General features: G+C 73.0%; 16 protein-coding genes and 1 pseudogene. 10 read left to right on the forward strand and 7 right to left on the reverse strand.

What is annotated here, in order from left to right; genetic code table 11:
- Nucleotides 1-50 precede the first annotated feature (50 nt).
- From IPT68_RS28050 to argF, 5 genes are all read left to right on the forward strand, one after another.
- Complete coding sequence (locus IPT68_RS28050) at nucleotides 51-974, forward strand: LLM class F420-dependent oxidoreductase (RefSeq protein WP_189698633.1); 924 nt, start codon at nucleotides 51-53, stop codon at nucleotides 972-974.
- A 619-nt stretch (nucleotides 975-1,593) separates the two neighbouring features.
- Entirely contained in the window at nucleotides 1,594-3,075 is a 1,482-nt protein-coding gene (locus IPT68_RS28055) for a 3' terminal RNA ribose 2'-O-methyltransferase Hen1 (RefSeq protein WP_189698634.1), read from the forward strand.
- The gene (locus IPT68_RS28060) at nucleotides 3,072-5,612 is read left to right on the forward strand and encodes a polynucleotide kinase-phosphatase (RefSeq protein WP_189698635.1); all 2,541 of its coding nucleotides are present in this window, start codon (nucleotides 3,072-3,074) and stop codon (nucleotides 5,610-5,612) included. The genes IPT68_RS28055 and IPT68_RS28060 overlap by 4 nt, the downstream gene beginning before the upstream one ends.
- Before the next feature lie 111 nt (nucleotides 5,613-5,723).
- Nucleotides 5,724-6,947, forward strand: coding sequence for an arginine deiminase (locus IPT68_RS28065; protein WP_189698636.1), 1,224 nt, complete (start codon nucleotides 5,724-5,726; stop codon nucleotides 6,945-6,947).
- A gap of 140 nt (nucleotides 6,948-7,087) precedes the next feature.
- On the forward strand, nucleotides 7,088-8,095 hold the full coding sequence (argF, locus tag IPT68_RS28070) for an ornithine carbamoyltransferase (RefSeq protein ID WP_189698637.1): 1,008 nt from the start codon (nucleotides 7,088-7,090) through the stop codon (nucleotides 8,093-8,095).
- A 324-nt stretch (nucleotides 8,096-8,419) separates the two neighbouring features.
- On the opposite strand, the gene IPT68_RS28075 is transcribed toward argF, so the two are convergent.
- Nucleotides 8,420-8,893, reverse strand: coding sequence for an ATP-binding protein (locus tag IPT68_RS28075; RefSeq protein WP_189698638.1), 474 nt, complete (start codon nucleotides 8,891-8,893; stop codon nucleotides 8,420-8,422).
- A gap of 340 nt (nucleotides 8,894-9,233) precedes the next feature.
- Here IPT68_RS28075 and IPT68_RS28080 point away from each other — a divergent pair, with 340 nt between their 5' ends.
- Nucleotides 9,234-10,061 (forward strand): enoyl-CoA hydratase family protein, encoded by an 828-nt coding sequence (locus IPT68_RS28080; protein WP_189698639.1) that lies wholly within the window; start codon nucleotides 9,234-9,236, stop codon nucleotides 10,059-10,061.
- A 2-nt stretch (nucleotides 10,062-10,063) separates the two neighbouring features.
- Nucleotides 10,064-12,355, forward strand: a complete 2,292-nt coding sequence (locus tag IPT68_RS28085) for a bifunctional salicylyl-CoA 5-hydroxylase/oxidoreductase (RefSeq protein ID WP_189698640.1) — start codon at nucleotides 10,064-10,066, stop codon at nucleotides 12,353-12,355.
- A 25-nt stretch (nucleotides 12,356-12,380) separates the two neighbouring features.
- Here the strand turns inward: IPT68_RS28085 and IPT68_RS28090 are convergent.
- The 3 genes and pseudogenes from IPT68_RS28090 to IPT68_RS28100 all read right to left on the reverse strand — a co-directional run.
- Nucleotides 12,381-12,964: pseudogene (locus IPT68_RS28090) on the reverse strand (elongation factor 1-alpha C-terminal domain-related protein); the annotation flags it as partial.
- Between the two features lie 9 nt (nucleotides 12,965-12,973).
- Entirely contained in the window at nucleotides 12,974-13,786 is an 813-nt protein-coding gene (locus tag IPT68_RS28095) for a PaaX family transcriptional regulator (protein WP_189698641.1), read from the reverse strand.
- Nucleotides 13,787-13,801: 15 nt separating this feature from the next.
- On the reverse strand, nucleotides 13,802-15,406 hold the full coding sequence (locus IPT68_RS28100) for an AMP-binding protein (RefSeq protein ID WP_228039955.1): 1,605 nt from the start codon (nucleotides 15,404-15,406) through the stop codon (nucleotides 13,802-13,804).
- A gap of 125 nt (nucleotides 15,407-15,531) precedes the next feature.
- Here IPT68_RS28100 and IPT68_RS28105 point away from each other — a divergent pair, with 125 nt between their 5' ends.
- The 3 genes from IPT68_RS28105 (at nucleotide 15,532) to IPT68_RS28115 (ending at nucleotide 17,789) form a co-directional block, all read left to right on the forward strand.
- Nucleotides 15,532-16,662: an acyl-CoA dehydrogenase family protein gene (locus IPT68_RS28105; RefSeq protein WP_189698643.1), complete on the forward strand. Its 1,131-nt coding sequence runs from the start codon at nucleotides 15,532-15,534 to the stop codon at nucleotides 16,660-16,662.
- Nucleotides 16,659-17,057, forward strand: coding sequence for a RidA family protein (locus tag IPT68_RS28110; protein WP_189698644.1), 399 nt, complete (start codon nucleotides 16,659-16,661; stop codon nucleotides 17,055-17,057). The genes IPT68_RS28105 and IPT68_RS28110 overlap by 4 nt, the downstream gene beginning before the upstream one ends.
- Before the next feature lie 276 nt (nucleotides 17,058-17,333).
- On the forward strand, nucleotides 17,334-17,789 hold the full coding sequence (locus IPT68_RS28115; RefSeq protein WP_189698645.1) for a DUF6299 family protein: 456 nt from the start codon (nucleotides 17,334-17,336) through the stop codon (nucleotides 17,787-17,789).
- Between the two features lie 60 nt (nucleotides 17,790-17,849).
- Here IPT68_RS28115 and IPT68_RS28120 read toward each other — a convergent pair whose 3' ends face one another.
- The 3 genes from IPT68_RS28120 to IPT68_RS28130 all read right to left on the reverse strand — a co-directional run bounded on the left by IPT68_RS28120 (nucleotide 17,850) and on the right by IPT68_RS28130 (nucleotide 20,906).
- Complete coding sequence (locus tag IPT68_RS28120) at nucleotides 17,850-18,707, reverse strand: SigB/SigF/SigG family RNA polymerase sigma factor (protein ID WP_189698646.1); 858 nt, start codon at nucleotides 18,705-18,707, stop codon at nucleotides 17,850-17,852.
- 207 nt (nucleotides 18,708-18,914) lie between these two features.
- Nucleotides 18,915-20,168, reverse strand: a complete 1,254-nt coding sequence (locus tag IPT68_RS28125) for an FAD-dependent oxidoreductase (RefSeq protein WP_189698647.1) — start codon at nucleotides 20,166-20,168, stop codon at nucleotides 18,915-18,917.
- Between the two features lie 174 nt (nucleotides 20,169-20,342).
- On the reverse strand, nucleotides 20,343-20,906 hold the full coding sequence (locus tag IPT68_RS28130; RefSeq protein ID WP_189698648.1) for a Dps family protein: 564 nt from the start codon (nucleotides 20,904-20,906) through the stop codon (nucleotides 20,343-20,345).
- Nucleotides 20,907-21,090: the final 184 nt, after the last annotated feature.

The following is a 21,090-nucleotide window of genomic DNA, read 5'->3' on the forward strand; positions in this document are numbered from 1 at the left end:
CCACCGGGACCGAGGAGGTGCCCGGCGGCCCGAACAGGCAGGATGGAGGCATGGATCTTCGAATCTTCACCGAGCCCCAGCAGGGGGCGACCTACGACACCCTGCTCACCGTCGCGAAGGCCACCGAGGACCTGGGCTTCGACGCCTTCTTCCGCTCCGACCACTACCTGAAGATGGGGTCCGTGGACGGCCTGCCCGGCCCCACCGACGCCTGGATCACCCTCGCCGGACTGGCCCGCGAGACCAAGCGCATCCGGCTCGGCACACTGATGACCGCCGGCACCTTCCGACTGCCCGGCGTGCTCGCCATCCAGGTCGCACAGGTCGACCAGATGTCCGGCGGCCGGGTCGAACTCGGGCTGGGCGCGGGCTGGTTCGAGGAAGAGCACACCGCGTACGGCATCCCCTTCCCGAAGGAGAAGTTCGGCCGTCTCGAGGAGCAGTTGGAGATCGTCACCGGACTGTGGGCGACGGAGGTCGGCCGGACCTTCGACTTCCACGGCACGTACTACGAGCTCACGGACTCGCCCGCGCTGCCCAAGCCGGCCCAGCCCAAGATCCCGGTTCTCATCGGCGGCCACGGCGCGACCCGCACGCCCAGGCTGGCCGCGCGGTACGCCGACGAGTTCAACATGCCGTTCGCCTCCGTCGAGGACAGCGAGCGGCAGTTCGGCCGGGTCCGCGCCGCCGCGGAGGAGGCGGGCCGCAAGGGTGACGACCTCGTCTACTCCAACGCCCTCGTCGTCTGCGTCGGCAGGGACGACCAGGAGGTCGCCCGCCGTGCCGCCGCGATCGGCCGCGAGGTCGACGAACTGAAGCTCAACGGCCTGGCGGGTTCCCCGGCCGAGGTCGTGGACAAGATCGGCCGCTACGCCGAGATCGGCTGCAGCCGTGTCTACCTCCAGCTCCTCGACCTCCACGACCTGGACCACATGGAGCTGATCTCCGCGGAGGTCCAGTCCCAGCTGTCGTAACCGGCGGACATGCCTGAGGCAGGACCCCGCACCCGGCCCGTCGCCGAGCCGAGCCGAGCCGAGCCGAGTCGAGCCGGGCTGGTCGCCGAGCCGGCCGCGCCGCCGGCCCCGTCGCCGCGCCCGGCCCGTCGCCGCGCCCGCACCCGCCCCGCTCCTGCCGCCCCATCTCGGCTCGGACGCGAGACCCGCGCCGACGGCGAGCGCGGCGGCGGACAGGGCGAGGAACGCGACGGCGGGGCCGACGCACGCGGGGACGCCGGCGCCGGGCAGCTCTCGCCCGGACGCGGTCACAGCGGCGCCGCGAGGACCAGCGACCCCGCCCACGACGCGACGGTGGGGCAGACGGAGGCCGAACCACCGCTCGCCACAGACGCCGAGCCGAGCGGCGCCGGCCCCTCGAGCCGTGACGGAACCCACCCCTCCGGTCACACGGCCCTGCCACAGCCGAGCCCGGCCGAGTCCCGCCAAGTCCCCGGCCGAGTCCCGCCAAGTCCCCCGCCGAGCCCCGCCGAGCCCCGGCCGAGCGGAAATCCCCAGGTGATCCGGCCGACTTGTCTGTACGTTGTCAGGGACCCGCGGGCGTGTCCCCGCACTTCGGCACCCTTCCGAGGCAATCACCGTGTTCCTGACGATCAGTACCACCGGCACCCCCGAACGCCCCGCGACCGACCTCGGGTACCTGCTGCACAAGCACCCCGACAAGGCGCAGGCGTTCTCCACCTCCTACGGCAAGGCGCACGTCCTCTACCCCGAGGCCGACGCCGAACGCTGCACGGCGGCGCTGCTGCTGGAGGTGGACGCGGTGGCACTGGTCCGGCGCGGCAAGGGCAAGGGCCGGGGCGGCGCACCCGACGCGGCACTGGCGCAGTACGTCAACGACCGCCCGTACGCGGCGTCCTCCCTGCTCGCCGTCGCGCTGAGCGGCGTCTTCTCCAGCGCGATGCGCGGGGTGTGCGCCGCCCGCCCCGAACGCGCCGCCGAGCCGCTTCCGCTGCGCGTGGAGGTGCCCGCACTGCCCGCCCGCGGCGGCCCCGGCCTCGTCCACCGTCTCTTCGAGCCGCTGGGCTGGACGGTGACCGCCGAACCCGTGGCGCTGGACACCGAGTTCCCCGAGTGGGGCGACTCGCGGTACGTGCGTCTCGTCCTGGAGTCCTCGCGGCTCACCCTGGCGCGCGCCCTGCGCCACCTCTACGTCCTGCTCCCTGTCCTCGACGACGCCAAGCACTACTGGGTCTCCTCCGACGAGGTCGACAAGCTGCTGCGGGCCGGCGAGGGCTGGCTGCCCGACCACCCGGAGCAGAAGCTGATCACCAGCCGTTACCTCTCGCGCCGCTGGTCGCTGACCCGTCGGGCGATGGAGCGACTGGAGCTCGTGCGGCTGGCGGAGGCCGACGACAGCGAGGTGGAGGACATCGACAACGCGGTCGAGGCCGAGACGGAGGAGGCCGAGAAGCCGACGCCGCTCGCCGTGCAGCGGCGGGAGGCGATCGTGGCCGCGCTCCAGGAGTCGGGTGCCGCACGGGTCCTCGACCTGGGCTGCGGCCAGGGCCAGTTGGTGCAGGCGCTGCTCAAGGACGCGCGCTTCACCGAGATCGTCGGCGTCGACGTGTCGGTGCGCGCGCTCACCATCGCCTCCCGGCGGCTGAAGCTGGACCGCATGGGCGAGCGGCAGGCCGCGCGGGTGAGGCTCGTCCAGGGCTCGCTCGCCTACACGGACAAGCGCCTCAAGGGCTACGACGCCGCCGTGCTCAGCGAGGTGATCGAGCACGTCGACCTGCCCCGGCTGCCCGCCCTGGAGTACGCGGTGTTCGGCGCCGCCCGCCCCCGCACGGTGCTCGTGACCACCCCCAACGTCGAGTACAACGTCCGCTGGGAGACCCTCCCGGCCGGGCACGTCCGGCACGGCGACCACCGCTTCGAGTGGACGCGTGCCGAATTCCGCCGGTGGGCGCTGACCGTCGCCGAACGGCACGGTTACGAGGTGGAGTTCCGGCCGGTCGGGCCGGACGACCCCGAGGTGGGACCGCCCACGCAGATGGCCGTCTTCTCGATGAGCACGGCCGGTACCGCTGTCACCGCGAAGGAGGAGAAGGCCGCATGACCGTCGACACCCCCGGGCGCACCCTGCCCGTCACCGACCTCTCCCTCGTGGTCCTCGTCGGCGCCTCCGGCTCCGGCAAGTCCACCTTCGCCCGCCGGCACTTCAAGCCCACCGAGGTGATCTCCTCCGACTTCTGCCGGGGCCTGGTCTCCGACGACGAGAACGACCAGAGCGCGACCCGGGACGCCTTCGACGTCCTGCACTACATCGCCGGCAAGCGGCTCGCCGCCGGCCGCCGCACGGTCGTCGACGCGACCAGCGTGCAGCCGGACGCCCGGCGGCAGCTGGTCGAGCTCGCCCGGAAGTTCGACGTGCTACCCATCGCCATCGTCCTCGACGTGCCCGAGGAGGTGTGCGCCGAGCGCAACGCGGCCCGCACCGACCGGGCGGACATGCCGCGACGCGTGATCCAGCGGCACGTCCGCGAGCTCCGCCGCTCCCTGCGTCACCTGGAGCGCGAGGGCTTCCGCAAGGTGCACGTGCTGCGCGGGACGGCGGAGGTGGAGAGCGCCACCGTCGTCACCGAAAAGCGTTTCAACGACCTCACCCACCTCACCGGCCCGTTCGACATCGTCGGTGACGTCCACGGCTGCGCCGCCGAACTGGAGGCGCTGCTCGGGAAGCTGGGCTACGTCGACGGGGTGCACCCCGACGGCCGTACGGCGGTCTTCGTCGGCGACCTCGTCGACCGCGGCCCGGACAGCCCGGGCGTGCTGCGCCGCGTGATGTCGATGGTGCGGTCCGGCGACGCGCTCTGCGTGCCCGGCAACCACGAGAACAAGTACGGGCGGTACCTGCGCGGCCGCAAGGTCCAGCACACCCACGGGCTCGCCGAGACCATCGCGCAGATGGAGGGCGAGAGCGAGGAGTTCAGACAGGAAGTACGGGAGTTCCTCGACGGGCTGGTCAGCCACTACGTCCTCGACGGCGGCAAGCTGGTCGTCTGCCACGCCGGTCTGCCGGAGAAGTACCACGGCCGCACCTCCGGCCGGGTCCGCAGCCACGCCCTGTACGGCGACACCACCGGGGAGACCGACGAGTTCGGGCTGCCGGTGCGCTACCCGTGGGCCGAGGACTACCGCGGCCGGGCGGCCGTGGTCTACGGCCACACCCCGGTCCCGGAGGCCACCTGGCTGAACAACACGATCTGCCTCGACACCGGCGCCGTCTTCGGCGGCAAGCTCACCGCGCTGCGCTGGCCGGAGCGGGAACTGGTCGACGTACCGGCCGAGCGGGTCTGGTACGAGCCGACGAAGCCGCTGCGCTCCGAGGCGCCGGGCGGGCAGGACGGACGGCCGCTGGACCTGGCGGACGTGCACGGCCGGCGGGTCGTGGAGACCCGGCACGCCGGGCGGATCGGCGTCCGTGAGGAGAACGCGGCGGCGGCACTCGAGGTGATGAGCCGTTTCGCGGTCGACCCTCGGCTGCTGCCCTACCTTCCGCCGACCATGGCTCCCACGGCCACCTCGCACCGGGACGGTTTCCTGGAGCACCCGGCCGAGGCCTTCGCCCAGTACCGGGACGACGGCGTGGAGCGCGTCGTGTGCGAGGAGAAGCACATGGGCTCGCGGGCGGTGGCGCTGGTGTGCCGGGACGCGGAGGCGGCGCGCAAGCGGTTCGGCGTGGACGGTCCCACCGGGTCGCTCTACACCCGCACCGGCCGCCCCTTCTTCGACGACGACTCGGTCACCGAGGAGATCCTGGGACGGCTCAGGTCGGCGGTCGAGTCGGCGGGCCTGTTCGCGGAACTCGACACCGAGTGGCTGCTGCTCGACGCGGAACTGATGCCGTGGTCGCTGAAGGCGTCCGGGCTGCTGCGCAGTCAGTACGCCGCGGTCGGCGCCGCTTCCGGCGCCGTGTTCCCGGGGGCGGTGGCCGCCCTGGAGGGCGCGGCGGCCCGCGGCGTCGACGTCACCGGCCTGCTCGCCCGCCAGCGCGAACGGGCGGCCGAGGCTGCGGCGTTCACGGCGGCGTACCGGCGCTACTGCTGGACCACGGACGGCCTGGACGGCGTACGCCTGGCACCGTTCCAGGTCCTCGCCGTACAGGGCCGCAGCCTCGCCGCCCTGCCGCACGACCAGCAGCTCGCCCTGCTCGACCGCCTCGTCGAGCACGACGGCACCGGTCTCCTTCAGACCACCCGGCGGCTGTACGTCGACACCGGCGACCCCGAGTCGGTGCGGGCCGGCGTCGACTGGTGGCTGGAGATGACCGGCCGGGGCGGCGAGGGCATGGTCGTCAAGCCGCTCGGCGCGCTGGTGCGCTCGGAGCAGGGCCGCCTCGTGCAGCCCGGCATCAAGTGCCGCGGCCGTGAGTACCTGCGGATCATCTACGGTCCCGAGTACACGCGCCCGGACAACCTGGCCCGCCTGCGCTCGCGGTTCTTGAACCACAAGCGGTCGCTGGCGCTGCGGGAGTACGCGCTCGGCCTGGAGGCCCTGGACCGGCTGGCCGAGGGGGAGCCGCTGTGGCGGGTGCACGAGGCGGTGTTCGGGGTGCTGGCTCTCGAGTCGGAGCCGGTGGACCCGCGGCTGTAGCCGGCCGCCTCCGGTGTGCCGGCCCGCGTCCTGGACGCGGGCCGGCCCGGTGTCAGGGGCGGCCCCGCAGAAACGGGGGTGAACAGGAGCGCGAATGGTCAGGATGGAGGCATGGGATTCCATGTCGACTCCGAGGCCGGGCGGCTGCGCCGCGTCATCCTGCACCGGCCCGATCTAGAGCTCAAAAGGCTCACCCCCAGCAACAAGGACGCCCTGCTCTTCGACGACGTCCTGTGGGTGCGCCGGGCGCGCGCCGAGCACGACGGCTTCGCCGACGTGCTGCGCGACCGCGGCGTCACCGTCCACCTGTTCGGCGAGCTGCTCACCGAGGCCCTGGAGATCCCGGCGGCGCGGACGCTCGTACTGGACCGGGTCTTCGACGAGAAGGAGTACGGCCCGCTGGCCACCGACCACCTCCGTGCGGCCTTCGAGGCGCTGTCCACCCGGGAGCTGGCCGAGGCGCTGGTCGGCGGGATGACCAAGCGGGAGTTCCTGGACGCGCACGCGGAGCCGACCTCGGTGCGCTTCCACGTCATGGACCTCGACGACTTCCTGCTCGACCCGCTGCCCAACCACCTCTTCACCCGGGACACCTCCGCCTGGATCTACGACGGCGTGTCCATCAACGCCATGCGCTGGCCCGCCCGGCAGCGCGAGACCGTGCACTTCGAGGCGATCTACCGGCACCACCCGCTCTTCCGGGACGAGGGGTTCCACATCTGGTCCGAGGGGCAGGCCGACTACCCGTCGACCATCGAGGGCGGGGACGTGCTCGTCATCGGCAACGGCGCCGTGCTCATCGGCATGAGCGAGCGGACCACCCCGCAGGCCGTCGAGATGCTGGCGCACAAGCTGTTCGCCGCGGGCTCCGCGGAGACGATCGTGGCCCTCGACATGCCCAAGCGGCGGGCGCTGATGCACCTCGACACCGTGATGACCATGGTCGACGGCGATGTGTTCACCCAGTACGCCGGGCTCGGCATGCTGCGCTCCTACACCATCGAGCCGGGCGTCGGCGAGAAGGAGCTGAAGGTCACCGACCACCCGCCGGAGCACATGCACCGCGCGATCGCCGCCGCGCTCGGGCTCAGCGAGATCCGGGTCCTCACCGCCACCCAGGACGTGCACGCCGCCGAGCGCGAGCAGTGGGACGACGGCTGCAACGTGCTCGCCGTCGAACCGGGCGTGGTCGTCGCCTACGAGCGGAACTCCACCACCAACACGCATCTGCGCAAACAGGGCATCGAGGTGATCGAGATCCCGGGCAGCGAGCTGGGGCGGGGACGGGGCGGCCCGCGCTGCATGAGCTGTCCGGTCGTACGGGATGCCGTATAGAGCGCGAAGGGAGCGCGACGGGAGCGTGATGCCGTGCGGAACCGGATGCCGCGCGAACGGCCCGGGCCGCGGTTTGCATACAAATGCTGAATGTCGTATAGACTTCCAGTGTCCCCGTCCCCGTGTCTTCTGGAGCGCCCATGGCGACAGTCCCGACCGCCCTCGCAGGCCGCCACTTCCTCAAGGAGCTCGACTTCACCGAGCGGGAGTTCCTCGGCCTGGTCGAGCTGGCCGCCGAGCTGAAGGCCGCGAAGAAGGCCGGGGCCGAGACCCAGTATCTGCGGGGCCGCAACATCGCGCTGATCTTCGAGAAGACGTCGACCCGCACCCGCTGCGCGTTCGAGGTCGCCGCCGCCGACCAGGGCGCCTCGACGACCTACCTCGACCCCGCCGGTTCGCAGATCGGGCACAAGGAGTCGGTGAAGGACACCGCGCGCGTGCTGGGCCGGATGTACGACGGGATCGAGTACCGCGGGGACAGCCAGGCCAAGGTGGAGGAACTGGCGGCGTACGCCGGCGTCCCCGTCTTCAACGGCCTCACCGACGACTGGCACCCCACGCAGATGCTCGCCGACGTCCTCACCATGACCGAGCACGGCGCCGTCCCGCTCAGGCAGACCGCGTTCGCCTACCTCGGCGACGCCCGCTTCAACATGGGCAACTCCTACCTGGTCACCGGCGCCCTGCTCGGCATGGACGTGCGGATCGTCGCCCCCAAGTCCTACTGGCCCGCCCAGGAGATCGTCGACCGGGCCCGCGCGCTCGCCGAGGCCGGCGGCGCGCGGATCACCCTCACCGAGGACGTGACCGAGGGCGTCCTCGGCGCCCACTTCGTCGCCACCGACGTCTGGGTCTCCATGGGGGAGCCCCAGGACGTCTGGGACGAGCGGATCACCGCGCTCGCCCCCTACGCCGTGACCACGGACGTGCTGCGCGCCACCGGCAACCCGAACGTGAAGTTCCTGCACTGCCTGCCCGCCTTCCACGACCTCGGCACCAAGGTCGGCCGCGAGATCCACGAGCGGCACGGACTGGACTCGCTGGAGGTCACCGACGAGGTTTTCGAGTCGGCCCACTCGGTCGTCTTCGACCAGGCGGAGAACCGGCTGCACACCATCAAGGCGGTCCTGGTCGCCACCCTGGGGTGAGCCGTCCCTGTTCCGACCGTGCCTGATCAGGCCTTCTGCTGACCGGCGGCCCGGAGCCACCCCTTCCGGAGCCACTGCGGGACCGACCCCGTCGCACCCGCACCACCAGAAACAAGCACCACCCGCATGCCCCGCATCAAGTCCCCCGCCCTCCTGGTGGCCGCATCCGGCGCCGACCGCGAGGGCCACGGCCTCGGGCCCTGTCGTCAGACTCCCGCCTGCCCGGCGACCCCTGGCACGCACGCTCGCCGCGTTGCCGAACCGCCCACGTGGCTCCGCCACGAGGGATCGGCCACGGGCGCCGCAACTCGCGCATGAACCGGGTCACGACGCCGGACGCGGACGGCACTGCGGCTGACGCTGACGCGGTACCACAGGCAGTCTGAACCACACCGCCTTGCCGGAGCCGGTGGGGCGGTGACCGCACGACGCGCTCAGCGTGCGGATCAGCAGCAGACCGCGCCCGTGCTCCTGCCAGAGGTCGGGCTCGCGGTCCGCGGGACGCGTGAGGTTGCCGGGCGGCACCGGGTCGGGGTCGTGCACCTCGACCTTGCAGCCGGTCGGCAGCAGCTCCACGACCAGCTCTATCGGGGCGTCGCCCGCGGTGTGCTCCACGGCGTTGGCGACCAGCTCGGCGGTGAGCAGTTCGGCGGTGTCGATGTCGGCGCCGTGCTCCAGCTCCGCGAACGCCGAACGGACCAGCGCGCGGGCCGCGGGTACGGCCGCCGCGGAGTGCGGCAGCGTGATGCGCCAGGAGGCGGGGGCGGAGGGGCGTTCGTGCAAGGCTGGTCCGTTCATGGCGCAGGCGTGTCCTGAGTGCCGAGGGAGTCAGGCCGTCCTGCTTTCAACCTGAGGAATGGTACGGCGCCTTTCGGCGGGGTCTCACGACGGGCACCGCCCGGGACCTTCGGCCCGGTGAGGGAGGCTTACCCGGGTGAACGGCGGGCTTTGCCCGGGTGCTCCCGTTGTTACCGCCTTATTGACGTCCGGTGACCTCTGTGACGCGACTGCACCTCTGTGAGCAGGGCGGTTTCCCGCCCTGCTCCTATCGCGTGATCCTGACGGCAGTCACGAATGAGTGATAACGTCGCAGGGTAGAGGTCAGTGAGGCAGTGCCCGCCCAAGGAGGCCGCACCCCATGAGTCCCTTCACCGGCTCCGCCGCCCCCACCTCACCGTGGCGCCATCTGCGCGTCGACCGCGCCGACGGCGTCGCCACCGTCACCCTCGCCCGCCCCGACAAGCTCAACGCGCTCACCTTCGGCGCCTACGCCGACCTGCGCGATCTGCTCGCCGAGCTGTCCCGGGAACGGTCCGTGCGCGCCCTGGTACTGGCCGGCGAAGGACGCGGCTTCTGCTCCGGCGGTGACGTCGACGAGATCATCGGCGCCACGCTGTCCATGGACACCGCCCAGCTGCTCGACTTCAACCGGATGACCGGACAGGTGGTCCGGGCGGTACGGGAGTGCCCGTTCCCGGTGATCGCGGCGGTGCACGGCGTGGCGGCGGGCGCCGGGGCGGTGCTCGCGCTGGCGGCGGACTTCCGCATCGCGGACCCCACCGCCCGCTTCGCGTTCCTCTTCACCCGGGTCGGGCTGTCCGGCGGCGACATGGGCGCCGCCTACCTGCTGCCCCGGGTCGTCGGCCTCGGCCACGCGACCCGCCTCCTCATGCTCGGAGAACCGGTCAGGGCCCCCGAGGCCGAGCGGATCGGCCTGATCAGCGAGCTGACGGACGAGGGCCGGGCGGACCAGGCCGCACAGCAACTGGCCCGCCGCCTGGCCGACGGCCCGGCGCTGGCCCACGCCCAGACGAAGGCCCTCCTCACGGCCGAGCTGGACATGCCCCTGGCAGCAGCGGTGGAACTGGATGCGTCGACCCAGGCCCTCCTCATGACCGGCGAGGACTACGCGGAGTTCCACGCGGCGTTCCAGGAGAAGCGCCCGCCGAAGTGGCAGGGACGGTGAGGATGCCGACCTCAGGGGCGCGTCCCTCACGCATCGCGATCATCGGCGGCGGCCCCGGTGGCCTCTACGCGGCGGCCCTCCTCAAACGCCTCGACCCCTCCCGTGACATCACCCTCTGGGAACGCAACGCCCCCGACGACACCTTCGGCTTCGGAGTCGTCCTCTCCGACGAGACCCTGGGCGGCATCGAACACGCCGACCCGGCCGTCTACGAGGCCCTGCAACAGCACTTCGTCCGCTGGGACGACATCGACATCGTCCACCGGGGAGAACGCCACACCTCCGGAGGCCACGGCTTCGCGGCACTGGGCCGCAAACGCCTCCTGGAGATCCTGCACGACCGCTGCCGCGACCTCGGCGTCGACCTCCGCTTCCGCACCGGGGCCCCGCCCCCGGCCACCCTCGCGACGTCCCACGACCTGGTCATCGCCGCCGACGGAGTCCACAGCACCACCCGCGAGACCTACGCCGACACGTTCCGCCCTCACCTCACGACCCACCGCTGCCGGTACATCTGGCTCGCCGTCGACTTCCCCTTCGACGCGTTCCGCTTCGAGATCGCCGAGACGGAGCACGGCGTGATGCAACTGCACGGCTACCCCTACGCCCCCGATGCCTCCACCGTGATCGTCGAAATGCGCGAGGAGGTCTGGCACGCGGCCGGTTTCGACGAACTCGGCGAGCAGGAGTCGATCGAACGCTGCGCGAAGATCTTCGCCGACGCGCTGGGCGGCCACCCGCTGCAGTCCAACAACTCCGCCTGGACCACCTTCCGCACGGTCGTCAACGACCGCTGGTCGCACGGCAACGTCGTCCTGCTCGGCGACGCCGCCCACACCGCCCACTTCTCCATCGGCTCCGGCACCAAGCTCGCCGTCGAGGACGCCCTCGCCCTCGCGGCCTGCCTGCAGGAACGGCCCACCCTCGGCGAGGCCCTCACCGCGTACGAGCAGGAGCGCAAGCCCGTCGTCGCCTCCACCCAGCGTGCCGCGAGGGCCAGCCTGGAGTGGTTCGAGAACCTCGCGTCGCACCTCGGCCAGCGGCCCCGCCAGTTCGCCTTCAACCTGCTCACCCGCAGCCGCCGCGTCACCCACGACAACCTCCGGCTGCGCGACGCGCGCTTCACCGAGGCCGTGGAGCACGAGTTCGGCTGCCCGCCCGGCACACCCCCGATGTTCACCCCGTTCCGGCTGCGCGGCCTGACGCTGCGCAACCGGGTCGTGGTCTCGCCCATGGACATGTACTCGGCCGTCGACGGCGTCCCCGGCGACTTCCACCTCGTCCACCTCGGCGCCCGCGCGCTCGGCGGCGCCGGGCTGGTGATGACCGAGATGGTCTGCGTGAGCCCCGAGGGCCGGATCACCCCCGGCTGCGCCGGTCTCTACACCGGCAAGCAGGCCGAGGCCTGGCGGCGGATCACCGACTTCGTGCACCGCCAGGCGCCCGGCACCGGCATCGGCGTGCAGCTCGGCCACAGCGGGCGCAAGGGCTCGACCAGGCTGATGTGGGAAGGGATGGACGAGCCGCTCGACGACGGCAACTGGCCGCTCGTGGCCGCATCCCCCCTGCCGTACAAGCCCGGCAGCCAGACACCGCGCGAGCTGTCCCGCGCCCAGCTCACCGACATAAGGGAGCAGTTCACCGCCGCCGCCCTGCGTGCCGCCCGCGCCGGCTTCGACCTGCTGGAACTGCACTGCGCCCACGGCTATCTGCTCTCCGGCTTCCTCTCCCCGCTGACCAACCGGCGCACCGACGCCTACGGCGGCTCGCTCGCCAGACGGCTGCGCTTTCCGCTGGAGGTCTTCGACGCCGTACGGGCCGTGTGGCCGGAGGAGAGGCCGATGACCGTGCGCGTCTCGGCCACCGACTGGGCCGAGGGCGGCACCACGCCCGAGGAGGCCGTCGCGATCGCCCGCGCCTTCGCCGCGCACGGCGCCGACGCGATCGACGTCTCGACCGGGCAGGTCGTGGCCGAGGAGCGGCCGGAGTTCGGGCGGTCGTACCAGACGCCGTACGCCGACCGGATCCGGCACGAGGCGGGCGTCCCGGTGATCGCGGTCGGCGCCATCTCCTCCTGGGACGACGTCAACTCCCTGATCCTCGCGGGCCGCACGGACCTGTGCGCACTGGGCCGACCGCACCTGTACGACCCGCACTGGACGCTGCACGCGGCCGCCGAGCAGGGGTACGACGGACCGGGCGTCGTCTGGCCGGCCCCGTATCGGGCGGGCAGCCGGCCGCCCCGGACCGGACGCACCGACGCCCCCAAGCCCCGTCTGACACTCGGCCGTTGACGCCGGCCGCCCCGGCGGTGCGCGCTCAGTCGCCGAGCTCGACCATGCCGGCCGTGGGGGTCGCCCCGTCCGCCGGGTCGATCAGGAGGAACGCGCCGGTTCGGCGGGAGACGGCGTAGTCGTCGAGGGGCAGCGGCTCGGCGGTGCGCAGGGTGATCCGCCCCAGGTCGTTCGCCGCCAGATCGGGGGCGCCGGCCAGGTCCTCGACGATCGCCTCGACGGTCCGGGCGGTGTGCCGCAGCAGCATCCGGCCGCCGACCCGCAAGGGGCGGTCGGCAAGGTGGCAGACGGCCGTGCGGACGTCCTGTGTGAGCGCCGGCACGCCGACCCCGGCCGTGATCACGTCGCCGCGCGAGATGTCCCGCTGGTCGGCCAGGCGCAGGCTGACCGACTGCGGCGCGAACGCCCGGTCGGCCGGGCACCGAGGACGTCGCTGCCGGTGATCTCGGAGGACTCGCCGGACGGATGGATGGTCACCCGGTCGCCGACGCGCAGTGAGCCGGACGCCAACTGCGCGGCGCAGTGGCGCACTTCGCCGTGCCGGATGACGTACTGCACGGGGAGACGGGCGGGCGCGTCGGCCGGGGCGGTGGCGACGGGCACGTTCTCTCTTCGCGGTCACAGGCCCGCGAAGGCCGCCCCCGCGTCGCGCAGCCGCTCGTGCAGCCCGCGGAACACCGCCGCCGACCGCACGCCGGGCCAGTCGGCCGGCAGCAGGCCGGCCGGCAGGCCCGGGTCGGCGTACGGCAGATGACGCCAGGAGTCCAGGGCGAGCAGATAGTCGCGGTAGGCCTCCTCGGGCGGGGTCTCCGCGCGCCGCTCCCAGTCGCGCAGCACGCGCGCGTGCCGGTCGAGGAACGCCTCGTGCTCCTTGGCGATCGCCGCCAGGTCCCACCAGCGGGCGACCGCCTCGGCGGTCGGCGCGAAGCCGAGGTGCTCGCCGCGGAAGAGGTCGACGTACGGGTCGAGACGCAGCCGCTGCAGGGTGTGCCGGGTCTCCTCGTGGAGCCGGGCGGGGGCGATCCACACGCCGGGCGCGGCCGTGCCGAAGCCGAGCCCGGCCAGGCGGGAACGCAGCACGTGCCGCTTCTGCCGTTCCGACTCGGGCACGGAGAACACCGCGAGCACCCAGCCCTCGTCCTCGGGCGGCGCGGTGGCGTAGATGCGCCGGTCGCCGTCGTCGAGCAACTGGCGGGCGTCCGGGGAGAGTTCGTAGCCCGCCGCGCCCTGTTCGGTACGCGCGGGGACGAGCAGGCCGCGTCGCTTGAGCCGGGACACCGACGAGCGCACCGAGGGCGCGTCCACCCCGACCGCGGCCAGCAGCCGGATCAGCTCGGCGACCGGTACCGGGCCGGGCATGAAGCGGCCGTACGCGCCGTAGAGCGTGACGATGAGGGACCGGGGAGCGTGCTGGTCGGACACGTTGATCATCTTAGGTCGTACGGATCACTGCTGGTCACCCTCACTGCGCAGGCGGAACCGCTGGAGCTTGCCGGTCGCGGTGCGCGGAAGGGCGTCCAGGAAGACGATCTCACGGGGGCACTTGTAGGGCGCGAGTTCGGACAGGACGAACGCGCGCAGGGCCGCCGGGTCCCGTTCGGCGCCCTCCTTCAGGACGGCGTACGCCACCACCGCCATGCCGCGCGCCTCGTCGGGCCGGCCGACGACCGCCGCCTCCACCACGTCCGGATGCCGCAGCAGCGCCTCCTCCACCTCCGGTCCGGCGATGTTGTAACCGGCCGAGATGATCATGTCGTCGGCGCGGGCGACGTAGCGGAAGTAACCGTCGGGCTCGCGGACGTAGGTGTCGCCGGTGAGGTTCCAGCCGTCGCGCACGTACTCCCGCTGCCGTGGATCGGCGAGATACCGGCAGCCGACCGGGCCGCGCACGGCCAGCCTGCCCGGCTCGCCGTGAGGCAGTTCGTGCCCCTCGGCGTCGACCACGCGCGCCTGCCAGCCGGGGACGGGCAGACCGGTCGTGCCCGGTCTGATGTGCTCGTCGGCCGCCGAGATGAAGATGTGCAGCAGCTCGGTGGCGCCGATGCCGTTGATCAGGCGCAGCCCGGTGCGCTCGTGCCAGGCCCGCCAGGTGGCCGCGGGCAGGTTCTCGCCGGCCGACACGCAGCGGCGCAGCGACGACAGGTCGTGGCCGTCGAGTTCGCCGAGCATCACGCGGTACGCCGTCGGCGCGGTGAACAGCACCGACACCCGGTGCTCGGCGATCGCGGGCAGCAGCTGCTTCGGGCCCGCCTGTTCCAGCAGCAGCGCGCCCGCGCCCGCCCGCAGCGGGAAGACGACCAGGCCGCCCAGGCCGAAGGTGAAGCCGAGCGGGGGACTGCCCGCGAAGACGTCGTCGCCGCGGGGGCGCAGCACATGCTGCGAGAAGGTGTCCGCGATCGCCAGCACGTCCCGGTGGAAGTGCATGCACCCCTTCGGGCGGCCGGTGGTGCCGGAGGTGAACGCGATCAGCGCCACGTCGTCGGCCGCGGTGTCCACGGCCTGGTACGGGGTGCCGGGCGCCGGGAGGTTGAGCAGGTCGTCGGGCGCGTCCCCGCCGAACGTGGTGATCCGCAGGCCCGGTATCTCCGCCTTGGCGAGGTCGTCGACGGCCCGGACGTCGCACAGCGCGTGCCGGACGCGGGCGATCCCGCAGATCGTGCTCAGCTCGTGCGGGCGCTGCTGGGCCAGCACGGTGACGGCGACCGCGCCGGCCTTCAGCACCGCCAGCCAGCAGGCGGCCAGCCAGGGCGTGGTGGGGCCGCGCAGCAGGACGCGGTTGCCGGGGACGACGCCGAGTTCGGCGGTGAGGACGTGCGCGAGGCGGTCCACGCGGGCGCGCAGATCGCCGTACGTCCAGGCGGGGCCCTGCGGGGTGCGGAAGACCGGGTGGGTGTCGGGCGGGCCGGTCAGCAGCTCGGCGGCGCAGTTCAGCCGTTCGGGGTAGCGCAGCTCCGGCAGGTCGAAGCGGAGTTCGGGCCACTGGTCGCGCGGCGGGAGATGGTCGCGCGCGAAGGTGTCGACGTGGGCGGAGCGGGTCGGACGGTCGTCCATGGCGGTTCGCCCCCTTGCCTGGTGGGCGTCGTGGTGGGCTCGCACCAGGAGCGTATCGTGTTGGTGACGGCAGTCAACGGGGCGCGATACCGTCGGGTGAGACCACTCCGGAGGGAGGGCCGGCCGTGCCCGCATTCTCACTCGAACCGGAACAAGCCGCCTGGTGTGCCGAGCTGCGCACCCTGGCCGCCGAACAACTGCGCCCGCTCGCCGAGAAGGGGGAACCGGGCCACGTCAACCGCCCCCTCGTCACCGAACTCGGCCGCCTCGGCCTGCTGGACCGGCTGTTCGCCTCCGGCGCCCTCGACCTCTGCCTGATGCGCGAGTCGCTCGCCTACGCCTGTACGGAGGCCGAGACCGCCCTCGCCCTCCAGGGCCTGGGCGCCCACCCGGTCCACGCGCACGGCACCCCGGTCCAGCGCGACCGCTGGCTCCCGGGCGTCCGCGAGGGCGGCGTGATCGCGGCCTTCGCCCTCAGCGAGCCGGGCGCCGGCTCGGACGCGGCGGCCCTGTCGCTGTCCGCCGAGCCCGACGGCGCCCGCCGTTGGCGGCTCACCGGCGAGAAGTGCTGGATCTCCAACGCGCCCGAGGCCGACTTCTCCACCGTCTTCGCGCGGACGACCCCCGACGCGGGCGCGCGCGGAGTCACCGCCTTCCTCGTCCCGGCCGACCGGCCCGGCCTCACCGGCACCGCGCTCGACATGCTCTCCCCGCACCCCATCGGCGCCCTCCGCTTCGACGCCGTGCCCGTCACCGCCGACGACGTGCTCGGCGAGGTCGACCGGGGCTTCAAGGTCGCCATGGGCACGCTCAACCTGTTCCGCCCCAGCGTCGGCGCCTTCGCCGTCGGGATGGCCCAGGCCGCGCTGGACGCCGCCCTCGACCACACCGCCCGAAGGGACGCCTTCGGCGGCAAACTGAGGGACCTTCAGACCGTCGCCCACCAGATCGCCGAGATGGCCGTACGCACGGAGGCGGCCCGCCTGATGGTGTACGCGGCGGCGACCGCGTACGACGACGGCGCGGACGGTGTCCCGCGGCGGGCCGCGATGGCGAAACTGCTCGCCACCGAGACGGCGCAGTACGTCGTCGACGCGGCGGTCCAACTGCACGGCGCGCGGGCGCTGCGCCGCGGCCACCTGCTCGAACACCTCTACCGCGAGGTGCGCGCCCCGCGCGTCTACGAAGGGGCGAGCGAGGTCCAACGCGGCATCATCGCCAAGGAGTTGTACGCCACCCTGGAGGCCCGACCGTGACCGCCGAGCGCATCGACCCGCCCGACCTCTCCCCGGCCACCGGCTTCTCCCACGCCGTCGTCGCCACCGGCTCCCGGCTGGTCTTCCTGGCCGGCCAGACCGCCCTCGACACCGACGGCAAGGTCACCGGCGACACCCTGCCCCAGCAGTTCGAGAAGGCGCTCGGCAATCTGCTGACCGCCCTGCGCGCGGCCGGCGGCACCCCGTCCGACCTCGCCCGCGTCACCGTCTACGCCACCGACGTCGCCGCCTACCGGGCGCACGCCCCCGAACTGGGCCGCGTCTGGCGGAGCCTGGCCGGACGGAATTACCCGGCCATGGCGGTCGTCGAGGTCGTACGGCTCTGGGACGAGGCGGCGATGGTGGAACTCGACGGGTTCGCCGTGCTGCCCTGACGCCGGGGCGCGACCACCCGGCCGTCGGGCCGGGAGCACGAGGGCCGGTGGGAACACATGGCGCACCTCCACGGTCGTCGGACCATCCGTACGACCCACACCACGCTCCCGCCGTGAACGCGGGGGAACGGACCGCCGAGAAGCGTGACAGGACGGGGACAACACCCGGACGGTTCCCGGACGGCCGGGCGGACTCGCCACCGAAGGAGTGACGGTCACGGCCCGGGACGCGCGTGCCCGGTACCAGTGGAAGCCCCCACCTCAGGAGGTCCTTCCATGTCCCTGCGCCCCGCGCTCGGCGTGGCCGCCACCGCCGCGCTGGCCCTGTTCGCCGCCACCCCCTCGACGCCGGCGGCCGCCGACTCGAACCAGTCGGTCACCGCCGACTCGAACCAGTCGGTCACCGTCGACCCCTCGGGCCGGATCGCCGCCGACGGCACGATCACCCTCACCGGCACCTACCGCTGCTCCGACAACACCGGACCGGTCTTCATCAGCTCCACCATCGCCCAGGACAGCCCTTTGGTCCGGTACGGCATCGGCGGTAGCCGCGCCGTGTGCGACGGCCAGGCGCACCGCTGGGAGAACATCGGCAAGCCGCGCAACCGCGTACTGAAGGAAGGCACCGCCCAGGTCGAGGCCACGCTGATGGAGCTCCGCCCGCAGGGCGGGCTGCCGCTGCCCGCCTTCCTCGCGACACAGCGGCAGGACGTCGTGCTGGCCAAGAGCTGACGGGCGCACCGCACTCGTACGGACCCGCCCGCCGCCGGACCACCCGGCGGCGGGCGTCGGTCAGGCCAGCATGTGCTCCCGAAGACGGCGCAGCACACGGGACAGCAGCCGGGACACGTGCATCTGGGAGCAACCGAGCACCGCCCCGATCTGAGCCTGGGTCATCTCCTGCCCGAAGCGCATCTCGATGATCCGGCGTTCCCGCTCGTCCAGGTCCCGCAGCAGCGGCGCCAGCGCGTGCAGGTTCTCCACCTTCTCCAGGGCGGGGTCCTCGTCGCCCAGGAGGTCGGCGTACGTCGTGGCGCCCTGGGTGTCGTCGCTGTCCGTCGGCAGGTCGAGGGAGCCCGCGGTGTACGCGTTGGCCGCGACGAGCCCCTCGGTCACCTCGTCCTCGCTCATGCCCAGGTGCCCGGCCAGCTCCGCCACCGTCGGCTCGCGGTCGAGGCGGACGGACAGCTGTTCCCTGGCGCGGGTCAGCGTTCCGCGCAGTTCCTGCAGGCGCCGCGGGACGTGCACCGCCCAGCTCGTGTCGCGGAAGAAGCGCTTGATCTCGCCGACGACATAGGGGATGGCGAAGCTGGAGAACTCGACCTCCCGGGTGAGGTCGAACCGGTCGATCGCCTTGATCAGGCCGATCGTGCCCACCTGGACGATGTCCTCCAGGTCGCCCCCGTTGCGGAAGCGGCGCGCGACGAACCAGACCAGCGAGAGGTTCATCTCGATCAGCGTGTTGCGCGCGTACTGGTACTCGTGCGTGCCCTCCTCCAGCTCCGCGAGCCGGTCCAGGAACAGCTTCGTCAGCTCGCGGGCGTCCCGCGGCGCCACCGCGGAGCCGTCCGCGATCCAGGGCAGTTCCCCGGTGCACGGTGTGTCGCTCGCAACGGTCTCAAGGACCTCGCGCTGCGGCTCCGTGGACATCGCGGTCATCCTCGTTCCCTCCCTGGTTCACCCGACGCGCGGATCGTCTCCGTGGTGTGGTCGCCGCGTCGGTCGGACGACCGGATACCCCGGCCTGAAGTCGTCATACCCGGTAAGAGCCGTCGCGGCGGGCGGCGCCCCGTCACGCCGGCACGACTCGGGGAGCCCATGACCCGCACGGCAGGACCGCGCCCCGGCTCGCCGCCGTCACCGGCCCGGCAGGTCCGACGCCACTTCACGGGCCGCCCGCGCCCCCGACGCCAGCGCACCCTGCACCGATCCCGACGCCCGGTGGTCGCCGCACGTGTACCGGCGCGCACCCACCCGGGTGCGGCGGCTGAGCGGCCGCCCCGGCGGCATCGCGGGCAGCGCCTCCTCGACCGTGCGCGTCGCGATCGGGTCCCAGCCCGAGGTCTCGGCCTCGTAGCACTCGGCCAGGGCCGCCCGTACGGTCTTCTCCCCGCCCTCGGCGTCACCGCCGAGCACCGAGGTGGCGACCAGCGCGTAACCGCGCGGGGCGTACGCCGGGTGCACCTCGCTCAGCACGACGCTGTTCACGAAACGCCCCCGCACGTCCGTCACCAGCGTCGGCTCGCGCAGCGGGGAGCGGTCGGCGAGGTGGTAGTACGTGGTCACCGTGCGGTACGGCGGTACGGTCAGGTCCGGCAGCAGGCGGGCCGACGCGGCGGGTCCCGCCGCCACGACCACCGCCCGCGCCGGTACGGGCCGGTCGCCGTCCACGAGGACGCCCTCGTCCGTCAGGGCCGTCACCGGCGACTCCAGGACCAGGGTGCCGGGCGGGAGCGGGGCCGCCAGCAGCTCGGGCACCGCGCCGATACCGGCGGCCGGCAGGCAGAGCGTGCCGCGCGCCATGCTGCGCCACACCAGGTGGAAGAACCGCGCGGAGGTCTCCAGCTCGTCCTCCAGGAACACCCCGGACAAGAACGGTCGGAAGAACCGTTCCACGAAGCCGTCGGTGAAGCCCGCGCCGGCCAGCGCCCGCCGGGTCGTGGTGTCCCGCCGCCGTCGCAGCAGCGCCGGGGGCGCGAGCGTGTCCCAGCCCGTCAGCACCGCCAGGGCGGCCAGGTCGCGCGGCCCCGCGATGCCACCGGTCAGCCCTTCCAGGGCCTGCCTCGGCGCGCGCGTGGGGTCGGCGAACCGCAGTCGCCGGTCGCCGTCGCACACCAGGAACCCGGGAGTGAAGCGGCGCAACCGCAGCCGCCCCAGCGGCACCCGGTGCCGTACCTGCGGATAGGCGGTGTTGAAGACCTGGAAGCCACGGTCCACGGTGCACCCGGCCACGACGTCGGTGCGCATCCGGCCGCCGGGCCGGTCCCCGGCCTCCAGCAGCCGCACCCGCAGCCCCGCCGCGAGCAGGTCCCGGGCACAGGCCAGTCCGGCCGCTCCGGCGCCCACGACGACGACGTCCCACGGCGCGCGGTCCAGGTGTCGACTGCTCATCCGGCTCCCTCACGTCCGTCGCCGCCCGGGCACGGCCACCCGCACCCCGCCTCTCTTCCCCCGGACCCGGCCCGGCGGATGCGCGGCGCGGCTGCCGGCCGCCGGGGCCGGCCCGGTCGCCGGAGCCGGCCGTGAAGGACGGCTCCCGGCAACCGGACGGGGGCCGCGGGACGCTCAGCTCAGCTCGGCGCCCTTCGCGGCGGCCTCCTCCTCCGTCTTGGCCCGGCCGGTGGCGAGTGTGCCGCTCGCGCTTTCCAGGTGGGCCCGCACGAACCACTGGAACTGCTCCAGGTCCCGCAGTTGCTCGATGAGCAGGTCCTCCGTGGCGGTGTCGAGCTCACCGGCCTCCTTGATCCCGGCGCGCACGTCCTCGATCACGCCGGTGTAGACCAGGTCGAGTGCGCCGAGATGGGCGATCGCGTCGGCCCGGCCGATGGAGTAGTCGTCCCAGGTGCGCTCGGTCACCAGCGCCCCCGGCGTGCCCTGGGCCACGCCGCCGAGCGCGGCGATGCGCTCCGCCGTGTCGTCGGCCATCTCCCGGACCCGCTCCACCTGCGGGTCGATCATCTCGTGGACGGCGATGAAGTGGGGGCCGACCACGTTCCAGTGCACGTGCTTGAGCGTCAGATGCAGATCGTTCAGCGCGTGCAGGCGAAGGCGCAGCAGGCCGATCAGCCGGCCGGCCGCCTCGCGCTCGATGCCCGGGACCGTGTACTTCGGGGTCAGATCCTGTGTCATGGCTCACCTCGGTTCTCAGCAGGAGTGCGCGTGTGCACCACGCCAGCACTGTTGCCCCGGTTCGACCATGTCAGACACGGGTGTCCCCGGCGCGGCGGGATGGTCGGTACGGGTGGACGGATGCCGGCCCGGCAGCACGAAGGCGCATCCCACGAGCCGCGTCGCGAGGAACGAACCGCACAGC

This window comes from Streptomyces chromofuscus (assembly GCF_015160875.1).
GTDB lineage: Bacteria > Actinomycetota > Actinomycetes > Streptomycetales > Streptomycetaceae > Streptomyces > Streptomyces chromofuscus.